Raw genomic sequence first — 16925 nt, forward strand, 5'->3', positions numbered from 1 at the left:
CACAAGCCACTCTGGCCACCCGGTGTCGCGTGGCGATGGCGCTGCTCGTCGCGATGGCGCCGGCGGCGTGCGGGATCGCCGACACCGGCGCGAGCCCCGCGGGCGAGCCGGTCAGGGGCGGCCTCACGGCCGATGGCGGCACGCTGCTCAAGGTGTACTTCGTCACCCCCGAAGGCACCTGGCCGGTCTCCCGCCCCGCGCAGGCGGGCGACCGGTTGCGCCAGGCCATGGACGCGCTGCTGGCCGGCCCCACAGCGGACGAGCGGGCGCGCGGGCTGGCCACCGAGCTGCCCGCCGCACGCGAGCCTCTCCAGGCGGCCATGTCCGGGGGGACGTCCGAGGGCACCTCCGGCAAGAGGGTGCGGTTGCGCCTGCCGTGGCTGGTGCGCGACCTGCGCCACATGGCGGTGAGCCAGCTCGTCTGTACGGCCGCCGCCGCCGCGGGCGGTGACCCGATCGTGGAGGTGTACGAGCCCGGTATGAAGGGCAACTCCTGGCCGGTCAGATGTGACGCGACCGGCGCGGCCGTCCCCGTCGAGCAGGGAGGCTTCGGATGACCCGGGTGCTGGTGATCGAGGACGACCCGGCCGTGCGCCGGGGCGTGAGCCTGGGCCTGCGCCACCGGGGGCACGAGACGCTGCTCGTCGCCACCGGCGAGGACGGCCTGGCCGAGCTGGTCGCGAGCGCGCCCGACATCGTGCTGCTGGACCTGATGCTCCCCGGCATGAGCGGCCTGGAGACCTGCCGCCGCATCAGGGCGTTCAGCCAGGTGCCGATCGTGATCCTGTCGGCCCGCGACGACGACGTGGACGTGGTGGTGGGCCTGGAGGCGGGCGCCGACGACTACGTGATCAAGCCGGCGAGCAGCGAGGTCATCGAGGCCCGCATGCGCGCGGTGCTGCGCCGTACCACGCAGTCCGCCTCCGACGGCCGGACCCGCAGCACGCACGGCGACCTGCTCGTGGACCGGGTGGCGCTGCGCGTGCTCAAGCACGGGACGGAGGTCGCGCTGGCGCCGACGGAGCTGAAGCTGCTGCTGTTCCTGTCGGCGGCGCCGGAGCAGACGTTCAGCCGGCAGCAGCTGCTGGAGCAGGTGTGGGAGCACAGCTTCCACGGCGACTACCGGCTGGTGGACGCGTGCGTGATGCGGCTGCGCTCCAAGATCGAGGACGATCCGCGCAGCCCCCGCTACATCCAGACGGTGCGCGGGTTCGGCTACCGGTTCGGGCCGCTGTGATCCGGCCGTCCCTGGTGCGGGGGCTGCGGGCGCAGCTCGTGGTGGCGTTCCTGCTGGTGTCGGCGGTGAGCGCGCTGACCGCGGCCGCGTTCACGTTCCGGCAGGGGCAGAGCGCGATCGTGGCGCGCGCCCAGGCGGACGCGTTGCGGGAGCTGCGCGCGCACGTGGCGGCGCGGGTGCCGGACCTGCCGGCCGATCCGGGCGCGGCGCGGCTGCGTACGCTGGCGGCGCAGCTGGAGCGGGCGGGTGGTGCGCGCGGCTGGCGTACCGCGCTGTCCTACCGGGGCGGCCCGCTGGTGACGGCGGGCGGGCAGGCGCCGCCGCTGCCCGCGCAGCTGCGTGCCGGGGCGGCGTCGGCGGCGACCGCGCTGGCCCAGCGCTTCCATCACGCGGGGACACCCTGGCTGGCGGTGTCGCTCCCGGTCACCGCCGCCTCCCGCCCGTCGGGCCCTCCGCCGCTCGTGGTGTTCGCCTCCTTCTCGCTGGCCTCCCAGCAGCGGGACGTGGACGCCCTGGCCGCCGCGGCCCGCACGGGGGCGCTGCCCGTCGTCCCGGCCTCGGTCGTCCTGGCGCTGCTGGCCGCGCGCCGGCTGCTGCGTCCGGTACGCAGGCTGCGTTCGGCGGCCGAGCGCGTGGCGGGCGGCAGCCTGGACACCCGCGTGACCGTCAAGGGGGACGACGAGCTGGCCGACCTCGGCCGCACGTTCAACACCATGGCGGCGACGCTGCAGGCCGACGCGGAGGCGCTGCGCGCGATGGAGGCACGGGCGCGGCGGTTCGCCGCCGACGTCTCGCACGAGCTGCGCACGCCGCTGGCGGCCATGAGCGCCGTCACCGGGGTCCTCGACGCCGACGCCGCCTCCGGGCGTCTGGCGCCGCTCACCGCCGAGGCCGTGCAACTGGTCAGCGACGAGACCCGCAAGCTCACCCGCCTGGTGGAGGACCTGATCGAGGTGTCCCGCTTCGACGCGGGCGCCGCCGTCCTGAACCTGGACGAGGTGGACGTGGCGGAGCTCGTCGCCAAGACGCTCGCGCTGCGGCACTGGCAGGATCGCGTCGGCACCGACCTCCCGCCGGGGCTGCGCGCCCGCCTCGACCCGCGCCGCGTGGACGTCCTGCTCGCCAACCTCGTCGGCAACGCGCTGCGCCACGGGGGCCCGCAGGTGCGGGTGCTCGTCCGGGTGCGGGCCGACGCCGGCCGGATCGTCGTCACCGTCTCCGACGACGGGCCCGGCATCCCCGGCGACCTGCTGCCGCACGTCTTCGACCGCTTCACCAAGGCCGACACCGCCCGCGCCAGGTCCGACGGCAGCGGCCTCGGCCTGGCCATCGCCGCCGAGAACGCCCGCCTGCACGGCGGCACCCTCACTGCCGCGAACGCCCCCGGTGGCGGCGCGGTGCTCACCCTCACCCTGCCCAGGCAGACCAGGGACGCCGCCGGGTAGCCCCGGAATGTGCACCCTACACATCCTGTGTATAGTCCAAACGGACTTAACAGGCAATAAGGGGACATAACGTGCACTCCGCGCCTACCTCACGCTCCGGCGGCGGGATCGTCAGCGTGCTCGCCGTGGCCGGCATCGTCGGCTCGCTCATGCAGACCCTCGTGGTGCCGCTCGTCGGCGAGCTGCCCCGGCTGCTCGGCGCCGGCGCGGCCGACACCTCCTGGGTGATCACCGCGACGCTGCTGGTGGGCGCGGTCGCCACCCCCGTGGTGGGCAAGCTCGGCGACCTGTACGGCAAGCGCCGCATGATGCTCGCCTGCTCGGTGCCCCTGATCGCCGGGTCGGTGGTGTGCGCGCTGGCCGGCTCCCTCGTCCCGATGATCGTCGGGCGCGGCCTGCAAGGGCTGGGCGTCGGCATGATCCCCCTCGGCGTCAGCGCGCTGCGCGACCTGCTCCCGCCCCAGCGCGTCGGCCCGGCGATCGCGCTGATGAGCTCGTCGATGGGCATCGGCGGCGCGCTCGGCCTGCCCCTGTCCGCCGCCGTCGCCGAGTACGCCGACTGGCGGTGGCTGTTCTGGGGCTCGGCCGCGCTGAGCGTGCTGGTCGCGGTGCTGATCTGGCTGCTCGTCCCGGCCACGCCCGCGCACGGCCGGGGCCGCCTCGACGCCGCCGGCGCCGTCGGCCTCGGCGTCGCGCTCGTGTGCCTGCTGCTGGGCGTCTCCAAGGGCGCCGACTGGGGCTGGGGGAGCGGCACCACGCTCGGCCTGCTCGGCGCCTCCGTCGTGGTCGCGCTGCTGTGGGGCCTGTGGGAGCTGCGCGCCCGCGACCCGCTCGTGGACCTGCGCACCACCGCCCGCCCTCAGGTCCTGCTCACGAACGTCGCCTCCGTCCTGGTCGGCTTCGCCATGTACGCGCAGTCGCTGGTCGTCATCCAGATCCTCCAGCTCCCCGAGGCCACCGGCTACGGCCTCGGCCAGTCGATGCTGGCCGCCGGGCTGTGGCTGGCGCCGTCCGGGCTGATGATGATGGCGGTCTCCTCCCTCGGCGCCCGCCTGTCGGCCGCCCGGGGGCCCAGGACGACCCTGTTCGCCGGCGGGCTGATCATCGCGCTCGGGTACGGAGCCGCGTTCGGCCTCATGGGCTGGGCGTGGGGGCTGATGGTCGCCGGCAGCATCGGCAGCGTCGGCGTCGGCCTGGCCTACGGCGCCATGCCCGCCCTGATCATGGGTGCCGTGCCCCGGAGCGAGACCGCCTCCGCCAACAGCTTCAACACCCTGATGCGCTCCATCGGCACCTCGGTGTCGGCCGCGGTCGTCGGCGTCATCCTGTCGCAGCTGACGGTGACGGCGGGCGGGCACGTGCTGCCGTCGGAGCCGGGGTTCCGCACGGCGCTGCTGGTCGGCTGCGGCGTCGCCCTGGCGGCCGCGCTGGTGACCCTGACCGTGCCCAAGACCCGGCCCGCCCCCGCCCCTTCACCGCCCCCGGCCACCCCTTCACCACCCCCGGCACCCTTCCCAGCCACCCCGTCGCCTTCCCCGGCTGAAACGTCGGCCGCCCTGGCCACGCTGGTCGGCCTGGCCACCTCGACCGTCGTGACCGCACCGGCGGACCCGCCCGCCCGGCCCGCCGTGCCGCCGCCCACCCAGGTCTGGCCGCCCCCACCGGTGCGGATCGGGCACGAGGAGCTCGGCCCGTGGCGGGACGCGTTCCGCCCGCCCCGGCACGGCCGCCCGGAGACCGAGCAGGCCCCGCCTTCCGAGACCGTCGACCCCGAGGACACCATGTACTTCTCCGAGAACACCCCGTACCAGCGGCCGAACCCCACGCCCCTCAGCGAGACCACCGTGCCGCGCGTCCAGCCGGCCGACCAGAGCGCCCAGATCGCCGCACTGAGCAGGCAGGTCGCCGAGCTGCACGCCGAGAACACCGCCCTGCACGCCGAGAACACCGCCCTGCGCGCCCAGAACCACGGCCTGCGCGCCGAGAACGCCGAGCTGAACGCCGCGACCGTCGAGCTGCAGGCCCAGAACGCCGACCTGCGCAAGGAGCTCGACGTGCTCATGCAGGGCGTCTCGACCTGGGTCCAGAACCTGGCCGGCCGCACCGCCTGACCCGCCGTAAAGAGCCTGACCCGCCGTGAAGAGAACGGCGAAAAGGCCCGCCGACCGGAGCCGGAGGGCCTTTTCAGTGGAGATCAGTGCTTCTTGTCGCAGCGCCACTTGTACGTGTAGTGGTAGTGGCCCTTCTTGTGGTAGTGGCCCTTCCACCAGTGGCCCGGCTTGTACCACTTCTTGTACCAGTGCTTGTGCCAGTAGTAACCCGGCGGGCAGCCGACGGACGCGCCGGCCACGGTCGCGTCGCTGGTGACGCTCGCCTGGGCGGGGGACGCCACGGCGAATCCGGTAACGGCCAGCGAAGCGGCGAGAGCGCCGCTCGCGAGGAGTTTCCGCATGATCCCTTCCTTTCGTGAGATTGGTAGCCACGATAAGAAGGGCGTAAATCGCGCTCCATGTACTAGTGCACGTTCGGCGGAGCTTATTGGCGCCGCACATTCAGAGATTCACAACGGTCACCAATAAAAGGTCGGCGCGTTCAGGCGCTCAGCGACCGCCAGACGCGCTCGGGCAGGACCCGCGCCGCCTCGTCCAGGTCGATCTCCGGCGCTCCCGCCAGCCAGCGCCTGGTCACCTCGGCGACCGGCCCGATCAGCAGCATCTCCACCTGCGCCACGGGCAGCCGCGCGACCGTGCCGGCGTCCATGTGGCGCTGGATCCAGGCGTTCAGCCACCCCAGCCGGGGCGCCTTGTCCGCCGCGATCCGCTCGGCGTACGGGCCGAGGTCGATCGCGTACGGCGCCGCGTGGATGAAGCGGGCCTGGTCGGCGTGGCCGGCGGCGAAGCCGAGGTAGGCGGTCACGGCCCGGCGGACGCCGTCGCGGGCGTCGGCGGCCTCCCGCACGGCGGCCACCAGCGTGTCGAGCAGCGCCCCCATGCACCGGCTGTAGAGGGCGGCCGCCAGCCCCTCCAGACTGCCGAAGTGGTGGTAGACGCTGCCCATGCTGACGCCGCTGCGCGCGGTCAGCGCCCTGAGCGTGAAGTCGTCGGGGTAGATCTCCAGGGCCGTGTCGAGCAGCTTCCTGACCGTCTCCTCGCTGCGCTTGTGCCGGGTCACCGCACCGCCGTGAGCGTCTCGGCCTCGGCCCAGACGCGCCGGGCCAGCTCCCCGTCCAGGGCGGGCCCCTGCAGCGGAGCCTCCTCGGCGCGGTCGAAGTAGCGGCCGGTGCCCGTGCCGCCCGCCAGGGCCACGACGGGGCCGGCGCCCTCCTCCGGCGTCGCCCACTTGCGTTTGACGGCCTTGAGCAGCCAGCCGGCCGGGCCGCCGCGATCGCCGAGCCCGGTGCGGATCACGCCGGGGTGCACGGCGTCGATCGTGATGCCCGCCTCCCGCCAGCGCTCGGCGAACAGCGGCACGGTCAGCAGGTTGCACAGCTTCGTGTCCGCGTACGTGCGCATCGCTGAGAAGTCCGCCCCGACCGAGGTGCGCCCCGGCTCGGCGCGGCCCTTGACGTAGAGCCCCGCGCTGACCTGCACCACCCGCCCGAGCCGATCCTCCAGCAGGTGGTTGAGCAGGAACGGCGCCAGGTGGTTGACCGCGAACGACTCCTCCACCCCGTCACTGGTCAGCACCCGGCGGCTCGGCCAGCGGCCCGCGTTGTGGATGAGCACGTCCACGCGCGGGCACCGGGACCGCAGCTCGTCGGCCAGCCGCCGCACGGAGGCCGTCGTGGACAGGTCGCCCGCCACGAACTCGACGTCCCCCGGGATGCTCGCCGCCGCCCGCCGCCCGCGCTCCGGATCCCGCGCGACCAGGAGCACCTTGTGCCCGTCGCCCGCCAGCCGCTCGCACACCGCGTGCCCGATGCCGCGGTTCCCGCCGGTCACCACCATCACAGAGGCCATGCCAGAGCATTTTTCTGAAGAATTGCTCTAGTTTCAAGGGGTGGCGACACCCTTGAGCACCGCGCTCGCGGCGGCGTGCCCCACCTCGAACGCGGCCCGCAGCAGCGTCGCGCCGCTCTCCAGCCGGCTGATCGCGGGGGAGGTGTCCGGCGGGCGGATGGACAGGACGGCGGGCCCCTCGCTCAGGGACGGGCCGTCGAGGTCGTGCTCGGCCAGGAGGCGGTCGTCGTCGGCCAGCCGCTCGTCCCGCGACAGGAACGCCGTGCGCAGCGCCGGGGTGTGCCGGCGCAGGCCGACCCCGGTGATGAGCCGCGCCCCCCACGACGGCGCCGTGCGCGGGGAGGCCCGGTCGACCAGGCGGCGGGAGCGCAGCACGAGCACGTGCGTGGCGCCGTCCTTCAACGCCTGGCGGAACGGGATCGACTCGGCCACGCCCGCGTCGTACAGGAGCCGGTGGCCGAACGCGACGGGCGGGCCGGCCAGCAGCGGCAGCGCGGCGCTGGCGCGCAGCGCGAGCCGCAGGGCGCGCTCGTCGGTCAGCGACCCGTGCAGGTCCACCGCCTCGCCCGTCAGGACGTCGGTCGCGAGCGGATGGAACTCGATCGGCGCCGCCAGCACGGAGGCGAAGTCGAGCGGGAAGTCGCGGACGTAGACGGTCTCGATCAGCGTCCGCACGTCCACGACGGGGCGGGCGCGCAGCACGTTCCCCCGCCGGATCAGCGCCTTGGCGAACGCCGGGTCGGTCCAGCCGCGCAGCCCCTCGGGGTGCGAGCTGAGCAGCCAGGCGCCCGAGATCGCCCCCGCCGAGGCGCCGTAGACGGCGTCGAACAGCGGCAGCAGCCCGAGCTGCTGGAGCGCCAGCGCCATGCCGGCCGACACGGTGCCGCGCATCCCGCCGCCCTCGATGGCCAGCGCCACCCGGTGGCCGTCGCTCCGCTCGCCGGGCCGGCTCGACTCGGCCGCGCGGCGCGCGAGCACCGCGAGCATCCGGTGCCGGCTCCTGACGTCCTCCACAGCGCATCTCCTCGGGGGCGGGGTCGAAAGGACCACGACAGAGTACGCCGCCGCCGCGGCCCGCCCGCGCGGGGGATCGGTCTTCTAGGATCTTGCCGCATGAGGAGCACGGACGGGACACCGGCGACGGGCGAGGGTGACTGGCTGGAGGACACGCGGACCTCCTACGACACGGTCGCCGCCGACTACGCCGGCCAGTTGCGCGGCGCGCTGGGCGAGCGCCCGTACCTGCGGGCGGCCCTGGCCCTGTTCGCCGACCTGGTGCGCGCCGGAGGCGGCGGGCCGGTGGCGGACGTGGGCTGCGGGCCCGGGCACGTCACGGCCCACCTGCGCGACCTGGGTCTCGACGCCTTCGGGATCGACCTGTCCCCGGCCATGGTGGAGGTGGCCCGGCGCGACCACCCGGGGATCCGCTTCGAGGTGGGCTCGATGACCGCGCTCGACCTGCCCGACGCCTCGCTCGCCGGGCTGCTCGCCTTCTGGTCGCTGATCCACGTCCCGGACGATGCCGTTCCTGGGGTGTTCGGCCAGTTCCGCAGGGTGCTGCGGCCGGGCGGGACGGTGCTGGCCGGCTTCCACGTCGGCGACGAGTCGCCCCTGAAGACGCAGGGCTACGGCGGCCACCCGATGCGGGTGCACGTCCACCGCCGCCCGCCGGAGAGGGTGGCGGCGTGGCTGCGCGAGGCGGGCTTCACGGTCGAGGCCGAGCTGCTGCTCGACCCGGGCGAGCGCGTCCCGCAGGCCGTGCTCTTCGCCCGCAATCCCTGACCTCTCGCGCACTCAGCCGCCGACGGGGACGTTGGAGCGGAAGACCCCGTCCGGGTCGTACCGCTGCTTGACCGCACGCAGCCGCTCCAGCGCGGCGGGCCCGAACGCGTCGGCCGCGCTCTCGTCCGGGTTGAGGAACGTGAGCGGCTTGCGCCCGCTGACCGGCAGCGACTCGGCGAGCGCGCGCTGCCGCCCGGCGACGGCCGCCGCGGTCGCGGGGTCGGCGGGGATGCCGAACATGTAGAGCGCGTAGGGCTCGGTCAGCGGCCCCTGCGGGGTGTCGGACGGGCGGGTGAACGCGCCGCCCAGGTGCCGCAGCTGCACGCTGAGCAGCGGCGCGATCGGGTCGGCGAGCAGGGCCTTGGCCGCCGCGTCGTCCAGCTCGGTCAGCAGCTCGGCGCGCGAGAGGCCCGGCCCCGGGTCGGTGGGCTCGGCGGTGATGCCGCCCAGCTCGGAGACGGCCATGACGCGCCTGCTGTCCGACAGCGGCGGGGCCAGCCGGTCGAGCGGGGCGAGCAGGTCGCGGGCCGCGTCCGCGCCGCCGAGGTACGTGGCGTCCATGGCCACCATGGGGTCGGCGCCGGGGAAGTGCAGCAGGTCCAGCCAGACCGTCAGCTCGTCGGGTGCGCCCGCGGTGATCCGCCGGAAGGCGTCCATGACCTCGGGGGCGTGCCCGCCCGCCCACAGGACCCGGCCGCCGAACAGGCGCGGCGCCGGGTGCAGGGCCAGCTCCAGCGCGGTGACGACGGCGAAGTCACCGCCGCCGCCGCGCAGCGCCCAGAACAGCTCGGGGTCGGAGCCGGCGGTGACGTGCCGCCGCCGCCCCTCCGCGTCCACGATGTCGAACGCGGTGACCGCGTCGGCCACCCACCCGTGCGCCCGGCCGAACCAGCTCAGCCCGCCCCCGAGCGCCACGCCGGCCACGCTGACCACGGGGGAGCTGCCGGGCAGCCCGGTCAGCCCGTGCGGGGCGGCCGCGGCCTGCAACCGGCCGGACGGCACGCCCGCCCCGACCCGGGCCCGGCGGGCGGCCGGGTCGATCTCCAAGGTGTCCAGGCGGCCGGTGCGCAGCAGGATCGTGCCGGCGGCGCGGCCGGTGGCGCCGTGCCCGTTCGGCTGCGCGGAGACGCTCAGCCCGGCGGAGCGGGCGTGCCGGACGAGCGCGGCGACGTCGTCGGCGTCGGCGGCCTCGACGACGGCCGCGACCGGCTGCTCGACGGCCAGGTTCCAGGGGCGGCGGGCCGCGTCGAAGCCGGGATCGCCGGGCAGCAGGACCGGGCCGCGGACGGCGGAACGCAAGGTGTCCACAAGGATCTCCTCATCAGGGGGAAAGCGCCGCATCTTGTGCGTCGTGCTCCCCACGCTATTGCCGGAAAAGACCCGGGATAGGGTGCATTTCTGTGGCAGATTCCTGGGTCAATCCGGCCGAACGGCTCGGCACCGACCTGCACCTGGACCTGGCCGGCCCCGGCAGCCGCCGCGCCGTCCTCGCCCGCGCGCTGCGCGACGCCGTACGGGACGGGCGCCTGCCCCCCGGCACCCGGCTGCCTCCCTACCGCTCCCTGGCCGCCGACCTCGGCCTGGCCCGCAACACCGTCGCCGACGCCTACGCCGAGCTGGTCGCCGAGGGCTGGCTGGTCGCCCGGCAGGGCTCCGGCACCCGCGTGGCGGCCCGCGCCGAGCCCGCCCGGCCGCCGCGCGTACCGGTCAAAACCCTCGCCCGCCCGGCCCCGCCCGCTCACGACCTCAGGCAGGGCCGGCCCGACGCCTCCTCCTTCCCCCGCTCCTCCTGGCTGGCCGCCGCCCGCCGCGCGCTGCACGCCGCCCCGAACGACGCCTTCGGCCCCGGCGACCCGCAGGGCCGTCTGGAGCTGCGCCGGGCGCTGGCCGGATACCTGGCGCGGGTCCGCGGCGTGCGCACCACACCCGACCTGATCGTGATCTGCTCCGGCGTCGCGCACGCGCTGCGGCTGCTGTTCGGCGGCCGGGTGTTGCGCGGCCCCCTCGCCGTCGAGTCCTACGGCCTCGCCTTCCACCGCGCCGTCCTCGCGGCCGCGTCCGTCCGCACGGTCCCGCTCACGCTCGACGAGCACGGCGCCCGCACGACCGAGCTGCGCACCCTCGACGGGGTACGGGCGGCGCTGCTCACGCCGGCGCACCAGTTCCCGACCGGCGGGCCGCTGCACCCCGAGCGGCGCGCCGCCGCCGTGGACTGGGCCCGCTCCTGCGGCGGCCTCGTCCTGGAGGACGACTACGACGGCGAGTTCCGCTACGACCGCGAGCCGGTCGGCGCCGTCCAGGGCCTCGACCCCGAGCGGGTCGTCCACCTCGGCTCGGTCAGCAAGAGCATGTCACCGGCGGTGCGGCTCGGCTGGATGGTGCTGCCCGGCCACCTGGTCGCCCCCGTCCTGGACGCCAAGGGCGAGCGGGAGGCGTGGGCGAGCGTGACGGACCAGCTCACGCTCGCCGACCTCATCGAGTCGGGCCAGTACGACCGGCACGTCCGCCGCATGCGCCAGCGCTACCGGGCCCGCCGCGACCGCCTCGTCGCCACCCTCGCCGCCCGGGCCCCGCACATCGCCACCACCGGCATCGCCGCCGGCCTGCACGCGGTGCTGCGCCTGCCGCCCGGGACCGAGCCCGCCGCCGTCGAGGCCGCGGCCCGGCACTCGGTCGCCCTGGACGGCCTGGCCGGCTACCGCCACCCCGACGCCACCATGTCGGCCTTCGACGGCCTGGTCGTCGGCTACGCCACGCCACCCGACCACCGCTACGAAACCGCGCTCGACGCGTTGTGCCGCGTCCTGCCGCCCGCCTGAGCCACCCACACGGTCTCGGCGCCGCCGACCTCCACCAGCACGTACCGGCGGCCGTTGACGCGGATCGCCGATCGGGAGGATGACCCGCGGCGGCACGTGGCCGACGTGGCCGCGTCGTTCGCCGGCCAGGGGCCGGGGCTGGCGCTGTTGCTGCTGCTGGTCTCCGCGCTGGCCGCCGTCATCTTCACCGGCTACTCCGTCACCGGCGTGGCGCTCCCGCTGGTCAGCCGCGACCGTTACGGAACGGAGGCGGTGCTCGCGGCGGCCCTCACCGCCTACACCCTCGGCGCGCTGGCGGGCGCGCTGCTCGTGGCCCGCTGGAGCCCGCGCGCCCAGGGCTGGACCGCCCTGGCCGGCCTGGCCCTGTACGGTTTCGCGCCGCTCAGCCTGGTGCTGCCGGTGCATCCGGCGGTGGTCTTCGCCGCCTACGCCGTGGCGGGCCTGGGCATCGAGCTGTTCAACGTGCCGTGGTTCACCGCGACGCAGCGCGAGGTGGAGCCGCGCCTGCTCGCCCGCGTCTCCTCGCTCGACTTCCTGGTGTCCTACGGCCTGGCCCCCGTGGGTCTCGCCTGCCTGGCCCCGGCCATCGACGTGTTCGGCCTGGTGCCGGTCCTGGCGGGCTGCGCGCTGGTGTGCTTCCTCGCGCCCGCCGCGGCGGCCCTGGCGCCCGGCAGCCGCGGCTTCTCACGGAAAACTGTTTAGACATCCATCTAATTTGACAACCTTCAAATCCATAGGAGATCCTGCCTGTACTTAGACATTCATCGAAACAGAGGGAGATGTGCCATGAGCGGATGTTGCGGCCCCACCGCCGTCGAGCCGGAGCCCAGCACGCAGGCCGCCCGGCCCGCCGACCTGCCCGTCGCGGTGATCGGCGCCGGCCCGGTCGGCCTGGCCGCCGCGGCCCACCTGGCCGAACGCGACCTCGGCTTTGTCGTGCTGGAGGCGGGGGACCAGGCGGGAGCGTCGGTGGCCCGATGGGGCCACGTGCGCGTGTTCAGCCCCTGGAAGTACGACATCGACGCCGCCGCCCGCCGCCTGCTGGAGGCCGCCGGCTGGACCGCGCCTGACCCGGAGTGGCTCCCGACCGGCGCCGAGCTGATCGAGGACTACCTGGCCCCGCTGGCCGGACTCTTCGGCGACAAGGTGCGTTTCGGTGCGAAGGTGACGGCGATCAGCAGGGTCGGCTACGACCGCGTCCGTACCAACGGCAGGGAGCAAGCGCCGTTCCTGATCCGCCTGGCCGACGGAAGCGAGCTGCACGCCCGCGCGGTCATCGACGCCTCCGGCACCTACACCACCCCGAACGTGCTCGGCGCGTCCGGCCTGCCCGCCCACGGCGAGGGCGAGGCCGGCGATCTGATCGACCACGCGCTGCCCGACGTGCTCGGCGCCGACCGCGACCGCTACGCCGGCAAGCACGTCCTGGTCGTCGGAGCCGGGCACTCGGCCGCCACCACGCTGCTCGCCCTCGCCCAGCTCGACGGCACCACGATCACCTGGGCCATCCGCGCGGGGAGCGCGAGCCGCGCGTACGGGGGCGGCGACGCCGACGCGCTGCCCGCCCGCGGCGCGCTCGGCACCCGCCTGCACGCCCACGTCGAGAGCGGCCGCATCCGCCTGGTGACCGGCTTCTTCACCCACGCCGTCGAACGGGACGGCCAGTGCCTACGGGTGATCAGCCGCGCCCCGTCCGGCGCCGAGCAGGCCGTCACCGCCGACCGCGTCGTGGCCGCCACCGGCTACCGCCCCGACCACTCCATCGCCGGGGAGCTGCGGCTCGACCTCGACCCCGTCCTCGGCTCCACCCGCACGCTGGCCCCGCTGATCGACCCGAACGCGCACTCCTGCGGCACCGTCCCGCCGCACGGCGCCGCCGAGCTGGCCCACCCGGAGGACGGCTACTACGCCATCGGCGTCAAGAGCTACGGCCGTGCCCCCACGTTCCTGCTGGCCACCGGCTACGAGCAGGCCCGCTCGGTGGCCGCCGCCCTGGCCGGCGACTGGGAGGCGGCCCGGGACGTCCGGCTGGAGCTGCCCGAGACCGGCGTCTGCTCCTCCAGCCTGGCCGAGGCGCAGGAGCAGCGGGTCGGCCTGGCCACCGGCATCAGCGGCGGCCTCCTGTCCACCCCGCTCCCGCTGGCCGACGTGTCCGCCTCCCGCGTGGGAGGCTGCTGCGGCTGACCATCCCCGCGGGCGTGCGCGATATCATTTAGACACATGTCGAAGCAGGAGGTGCCGTCGTGACCGCCACCACGGGTGCGTGCTGTGCCCCCATCGCCCGTGAGCCGCTGACCGAGCACGACGCCGCCGAGCTGGCCACGCTCCTCAAGGCGGTCGCCGACCCCGTACGCCTGCGCCTGCTGTCGATGATCGGCTCCCACGCCGGCGGCGAGGCGTGCGTCTGCGACCTGACCGACGCCTTCGACCTGACGGCGCCCACCATCTCCCACCACCTCAAGGTGCTGCGCACCGTCGGCCTCATCGACGGCGAGCGGCGCGGCACCTGGGTGTACTACCGCGTCATCCCCGAGACGGTGAGCAGGCTCGGGGCCCTGTTCACCCCGCTGGCCACCGTGTGAGCCGTCAGCGCCGCGCCTGCCAGGAGTAGAAGGCGCCGTGCAGGTGCTCGAACCGCTGCTCGACGTCATCCGCCGACCACTCCACCCCCTCCAGCACCCGGCCCGGATCGCCCTGCGGGCTCCAGGCGTACCCGTAGGGGCTGTGCAGCGACTCGCCGCGCTGGAAGACGACCACGCCGCGCTCGCGCCGCACCTCCTCGAACTCCATCCCCCCGACGGTCCGAGGCCCAAGCCGCTCCCCCTTTCGCACCGTGCGGGCGAACGCTTCGAGCTGCGCCGCAGAGTCGACGAGCCGCTGGTCACCGGTGTCACGCAGCGCCACGATGCCCTCGATCACGAGCCCCGCGACGACGAGCACCCCCAGGAACGCCACCACACGGCCCCTCATCGCGCCCTCCCGTCCCGCGGAACCAGCATGATCGTAGACGTCGGGAGAGCTGTCAGTCGACGTCGGACGATGAACCCGCCGCTTGGGGAAAGTCCTTGCTCCGGTTGCGGCCCCAGTCGTGCAGGTACGGGTACTTGTGCCGCTTCGCCGCGGAGATCGCCGGACACCAGCTCCTGGTGGAGCTCCAGCAGCCGGTCCATTCAGCTGTCGCTGCCGTCCCTGCGCAGCGTGAACGCGGCCAGGATGATGGCGGGCACACGGCCACGGCCTGCACGACGCTCGCCAGCGCGGCGACCTGGTCCGCTTCGATCGTCGGCCAGCTCATATGCATGAGCTACTCCTGCCGCACCGCCTCGGCAACCGCGCAGCTCACGGCGCACGTGGTCGAGGCCGGGCCCGCGGCGGCGTGTGACCTCGCTCACACCCTGTCACAGCCCGCAGAGGTGTCCCGTCTTGAGAGGGCATGACGAACACACAGCAGACCTCGGTCCTGATCACTGGCGGCAACAAGGGGCTCGGCCTCGAAGCGGGGCGGCGGCTCGGCGAGCTGGGGTGGACGATCTTCCTCGGCTCGCGGGACGAGGGCCGCGGCCGGGAGGCCGCCGGGAAGCTCGCCGCCGGCGGGGCGCGCGTGGTCATGGTGCCTCTGGACGTGACCTCCGACGAGTCGGTGGCAGCCGCGGTGCGCCTGGTCCGTGAGCACACCGACCGGCTCGACGTACTGATCAACAACGCCGGCGCGCCCGGCAGGGGCATCACGCCCGCGCGGGCCACGGTCGAGGAGATCCACGGCGTCTACGACACCAACGTCTACGGGCCGATCCGGGTCACGCACGCGTTCCTGCCCCTGCTCGAGGCCGCGGACCACCCGCGCGTGGTCATGGTGTCCAGCGCCGTCGGCGCCTTCTCGGTCGTGACCGACCCGGAGCAGAACGCCTTCAAGTTCCACGAGCTGGCCTACAGCTCGTCCAAGACGGCCCTGAACATGATCACCGTCCGGTACGCGCAGGCGCTCCCGCACATCAAGTTCAACATCGCCACCCCCGGGGAGGTCGCCAACCACAAGTTCGCCGCCACCGACATGAACAACCACACCGGCCAGCTCACCGTCACCGAAGGCACCGACTCGATCGTCAGGCTCGCGACGCTCGGCCCCGACGGGCCCAGCGGGATCTTCGTCGACCGGCTCGGCCCCATCGCCTGGTAGCCGGAACCTCTCGGATACGCTGGCGCCCGCCGATGAGCACGCCAGCCGAGGAGATGAGGAAGCCTGTGTCCGGGCCGGGGGATGAGACGAGCGCGAACGCGTACAGGCCGCTGCTGTTCTCCATCGCGTACGGGATGACGGGATCCGTGGGCGACGCCGAGGACATCGTGCAGGACGCGTTTCTCGGCCTGACGAAAGCGCAGCAGGCGGGCACCGTGATCGCCGACCGGAAGGCGTACCTGACGACGGCGGTGACCCGGCTCGGCATCGACCACCTGCGGTCGGCGCGGGTGCGGCGGGAGACGTACGTGGGGGAGTGGCTGCCGGAGCCGGTCGTCGCCCCCGCCGGCGCGGCCCCCGGGCCCGCCGAGCACGCCGAGCTGGCCGACTCGCTGTCGATGGCGTTCCTCGTGCTGCTGGAGTCGCTGTCGCCGGTGGAGCGGGCGGTGTTCGTGCTGCGCGAGGTGTTCGGGTACGCCTACCCGGACGTGGCGAGGGTCACCGGCAAGACCGAGGTCAACTGCCGGCAGATCTTCGCCCGCGCCCGGCAGCGCGTCGCCGCCGGAGGGTGCGGGCGCCACGGCGCGCCGCCCCCGGCGCGGCGGGCGCACGGGGAGGAGCTCGCCCGCCGCTTCTTCGACGCCGCCGCGGGCGGCGACCTCGACGCCCTGCTCGGCATGCTCGCCCCCGACGTCGTCCTCCATGGGGACGGCGGCGGCAAGGTGCAGGCGATCGCGAAACCGGCGACCGACGCGCAGCGCGTCGCCCGGCTCCTCATCGCCGGCCTCCGCCGCGTCTCCCTGCTCGGCGTCTCCTACCGGCCGGCCTGGGTCAACGGCGGGCCGGGGGTCGTCATGCACGACGCGGAGGGGCGCGTGGCCAGCGTGGTCGGGCTCGACATCGCCCCTGACGGCGTGATCCAGGCGATCCACTCGATCGCCAACCCCGACAAGCTCACCCACCTCGGCCCGGTGTCGGACGTGGCACTGCTGCCCCAGAAGTAACGCACCCGCCGCCGCCGGGTGCGCCTGGCGTTGGTCAGGGCTTGGCGAGGCGGGCCGCTGTGTCGCTGACGCGGGCCAGCAGGCGTTTCAGGTCCGCCAGTTCCTCGGGGGTGAGGTCGGCGCCGAGTTCGTGGTCGAGCTCGGCCACCCGCGCGTCGGCGCGGTCGAAGAGCTCGCGCCCGGCCTCGGTGAGGCGGATCTCGATGAGGCTGCCGTGCATCGGGTGCGGGCTGCGGGTGATGAGGCCGCGGGCTTCCAGCCGGCCGACGGTGCTGTTCATGGTCTGCGCGGTGACCCCGACCTTGCGGGCCAGCTCGGCGGAGGTGATGCCGTCGTGGTCGCTGAGGATGGCCAGCGCCGACTGCTGGGCCGGCGTCATCCCGTACGAGCGCAGGACGCTCTCCTTGGCGAGCTGGGTGGTCTGCTCGGCGCGTTTGACGTAGGCGAGGAGCCGCTCGGAGTAGTGCACGACGTCCATGCTAGCGGCAAATCAGGTTGCGAC

18 protein-coding genes and 1 pseudogene are annotated in these 16925 nt (G+C 74.5%); 11 read left to right on the plus strand and 8 right to left on the minus strand.

Annotated features, from left to right (window positions below):
• The first annotated feature begins 29 nt into the window (after positions 1-29).
• The 4 genes from HCN51_RS03155 (at position 30) to HCN51_RS03170 (ending at position 4793) form a co-directional block, all read left to right on the plus strand.
• Positions 30-557, plus strand: coding sequence for a GerMN domain-containing protein (locus HCN51_RS03155; RefSeq protein ID WP_206066513.1), 528 nt, complete (start codon positions 30-32; stop codon positions 555-557).
• Complete coding sequence (locus HCN51_RS03160; protein ID WP_168006582.1) at positions 554-1237, plus strand: response regulator transcription factor; 684 nt, start codon at positions 554-556, stop codon at positions 1235-1237. Before HCN51_RS03155 ends, HCN51_RS03160 begins: the two co-directional genes overlap by 4 nt.
• A complete protein-coding gene (locus HCN51_RS03165; protein ID WP_168006584.1) occupies positions 1234-2682 on the plus strand; it encodes an ATP-binding protein in 1449 nt (482 codons plus the stop codon). The genes HCN51_RS03160 and HCN51_RS03165 overlap by 4 nt, the downstream gene beginning before the upstream one ends.
• Positions 2683-2753: 71 nt before the next feature.
• Entirely contained in the window at positions 2754-4793 is a 2040-nt protein-coding gene (locus HCN51_RS03170; RefSeq protein ID WP_346433514.1) for an MFS transporter, read from the plus strand.
• A gap of 83 nt (positions 4794-4876) precedes the next feature.
• Here HCN51_RS03170 and HCN51_RS03180 read toward each other — a convergent pair whose 3' ends face one another.
• From HCN51_RS03180 to HCN51_RS03195, 4 genes are all read right to left on the minus strand, one after another.
• Positions 4877-5134 (minus strand): hypothetical protein, encoded by a 258-nt coding sequence (locus HCN51_RS03180; RefSeq protein ID WP_080037548.1) that lies wholly within the window; start codon positions 5132-5134, stop codon positions 4877-4879.
• Positions 5135-5274: 140 nt separating this feature from the next.
• Positions 5275-5853 carry a TetR family transcriptional regulator gene (locus HCN51_RS03185; RefSeq protein ID WP_168006587.1) on the minus strand — a complete coding sequence of 193 codons (579 nt, stop codon included), beginning with the start codon at positions 5851-5853 and terminating at the stop codon, positions 5275-5277.
• Entirely contained in the window at positions 5850-6641 is a 792-nt protein-coding gene (locus HCN51_RS03190) for an SDR family NAD(P)-dependent oxidoreductase (protein ID WP_168006598.1), read from the minus strand. The genes HCN51_RS03185 and HCN51_RS03190 overlap by 4 nt, the downstream gene beginning before the upstream one ends.
• Before the next feature lie 33 nt (positions 6642-6674).
• Positions 6675-7655: a patatin-like phospholipase family protein gene (locus tag HCN51_RS03195; protein WP_168006600.1), complete on the minus strand. Its 981-nt coding sequence runs from the start codon at positions 7653-7655 to the stop codon at positions 6675-6677.
• A gap of 99 nt (positions 7656-7754) precedes the next feature.
• Here HCN51_RS03195 and HCN51_RS03200 point away from each other — a divergent pair, with 99 nt between their 5' ends.
• Complete coding sequence (locus tag HCN51_RS03200; RefSeq protein ID WP_168006602.1) at positions 7755-8423, plus strand: class I SAM-dependent DNA methyltransferase; 669 nt, start codon at positions 7755-7757, stop codon at positions 8421-8423.
• A 12-nt stretch (positions 8424-8435) separates the two neighbouring features.
• Here the strand turns inward: HCN51_RS03200 and HCN51_RS03205 are convergent, their stop codons facing one another.
• Positions 8436-9731, minus strand: coding sequence for an FAD-binding oxidoreductase (locus tag HCN51_RS03205; protein WP_346433515.1), 1296 nt, complete (start codon positions 9729-9731; stop codon positions 8436-8438).
• A 92-nt stretch (positions 9732-9823) separates the two neighbouring features.
• Between HCN51_RS03205 and pdxR the strand changes: the two genes are divergently transcribed.
• The 4 genes and pseudogenes from pdxR (at position 9824) to HCN51_RS03225 (ending at position 13824) form a co-directional block, all read left to right on the plus strand.
• Complete coding sequence (pdxR, locus tag HCN51_RS03210; RefSeq protein WP_168006606.1) at positions 9824-11242, plus strand: MocR-like pyridoxine biosynthesis transcription factor PdxR; 1419 nt, start codon at positions 9824-9826, stop codon at positions 11240-11242.
• A gap of 159 nt (positions 11243-11401) precedes the next feature.
• Positions 11402-11944, plus strand: a pseudogene (locus tag HCN51_RS03215) (MFS transporter); the annotation flags it as partial.
• Between the two features lie 84 nt (positions 11945-12028).
• Entirely contained in the window at positions 12029-13426 is a 1398-nt protein-coding gene (locus tag HCN51_RS03220; RefSeq protein WP_168006608.1) for an FAD-dependent oxidoreductase, read from the plus strand.
• 59 nt (positions 13427-13485) lie between these two features.
• Positions 13486-13824 (plus strand): metalloregulator ArsR/SmtB family transcription factor, encoded by a 339-nt coding sequence (locus tag HCN51_RS03225; RefSeq protein ID WP_168006610.1) that lies wholly within the window; start codon positions 13486-13488, stop codon positions 13822-13824.
• 4 nt (positions 13825-13828) lie between these two features.
• Here HCN51_RS03225 and HCN51_RS03230 read toward each other — a convergent pair whose 3' ends face one another.
• Positions 13829-14212 carry a hypothetical protein gene (locus HCN51_RS03230; protein WP_168006612.1) on the minus strand — a complete coding sequence of 128 codons (384 nt, stop codon included), beginning with the start codon at positions 14210-14212 and terminating at the stop codon, positions 13829-13831.
• Positions 14213-14264: 52 nt separating this feature from the next.
• On the minus strand, positions 14265-14543 hold the full coding sequence (locus HCN51_RS03235; RefSeq protein WP_168006614.1) for a hypothetical protein: 279 nt from the start codon (positions 14541-14543) through the stop codon (positions 14265-14267).
• A gap of 132 nt (positions 14544-14675) precedes the next feature.
• Here HCN51_RS03235 and HCN51_RS03240 point away from each other — a divergent pair, with 132 nt between their 5' ends.
• The gene (locus HCN51_RS03240) at positions 14676-15419 is read left to right on the plus strand and encodes an SDR family NAD(P)-dependent oxidoreductase (protein ID WP_168006616.1); all 744 of its coding nucleotides are present in this window, start codon (positions 14676-14678) and stop codon (positions 15417-15419) included.
• Between the two features lie 53 nt (positions 15420-15472).
• Positions 15473-16423 carry an RNA polymerase sigma factor SigJ gene (gene sigJ / locus HCN51_RS03245; protein WP_168006618.1) on the plus strand — a complete coding sequence of 317 codons (951 nt, stop codon included), beginning with the start codon at positions 15473-15475 and terminating at the stop codon, positions 16421-16423.
• Between the two features lie 34 nt (positions 16424-16457).
• On the opposite strand, the gene HCN51_RS03250 is transcribed toward sigJ, so the two are convergent.
• Positions 16458-16901: a MarR family winged helix-turn-helix transcriptional regulator gene (locus HCN51_RS03250; RefSeq protein WP_206066514.1), complete on the minus strand. Its 444-nt coding sequence runs from the start codon at positions 16899-16901 to the stop codon at positions 16458-16460.
• Positions 16902-16925 lie beyond the last annotated feature (24 nt).

The sequence above is a fragment of the Nonomuraea composti genome, assembly GCF_012034275.1.
Lineage (GTDB): Bacteria > Actinomycetota > Actinomycetes > Streptosporangiales > Streptosporangiaceae > Nonomuraea > Nonomuraea composti.

What these genes read in the sequence shown, in the direction of transcription:
- HCN51_RS03180 (WP_080037548.1), bottom strand. Translation starts at nt 5,134, where the DNA reads ATGCGGAAACTCCTCGCGAGCGGCGCTCTCGCCGCTTCGCTGGCCGTT.
- HCN51_RS03160 (WP_168006582.1), top strand. Translation starts at nt 554, where the DNA reads ATGACCCGGGTGCTGGTGATCGAGGACGACCCGGCCGTGCGCCGGGGC.
- HCN51_RS03240 (WP_168006616.1), top strand. Translation starts at nt 14,676, where the DNA reads ATGACGAACACACAGCAGACCTCGGTCCTGATCACTGGCGGCAACAAG.
- sigJ (WP_168006618.1), top strand. Translation starts at nt 15,473, where the DNA reads ATGAGGAAGCCTGTGTCCGGGCCGGGGGATGAGACGAGCGCGAACGCG.
- HCN51_RS03220 (WP_168006608.1), top strand. Translation starts at nt 12,029, where the DNA reads ATGAGCGGATGTTGCGGCCCCACCGCCGTCGAGCCGGAGCCCAGCACG.
- HCN51_RS03200 (WP_168006602.1), top strand. Translation starts at nt 7,755, where the DNA reads ATGAGGAGCACGGACGGGACACCGGCGACGGGCGAGGGTGACTGGCTG.
- HCN51_RS03230 (WP_168006612.1), bottom strand. Translation starts at nt 14,212, where the DNA reads ATGAGGGGCCGTGTGGTGGCGTTCCTGGGGGTGCTCGTCGTCGCGGGG.
- HCN51_RS03250 (WP_206066514.1), bottom strand. Translation starts at nt 16,901, where the DNA reads ATGGACGTCGTGCACTACTCCGAGCGGCTCCTCGCCTACGTCAAACGC.
- HCN51_RS03235 (WP_168006614.1), bottom strand. Translation starts at nt 14,543, where the DNA reads ATGCATATGAGCTGGCCGACGATCGAAGCGGACCAGGTCGCCGCGCTG.
- HCN51_RS03190 (WP_168006598.1), bottom strand. Translation starts at nt 6,641, where the DNA reads ATGGCCTCTGTGATGGTGGTGACCGGCGGGAACCGCGGCATCGGGCAC.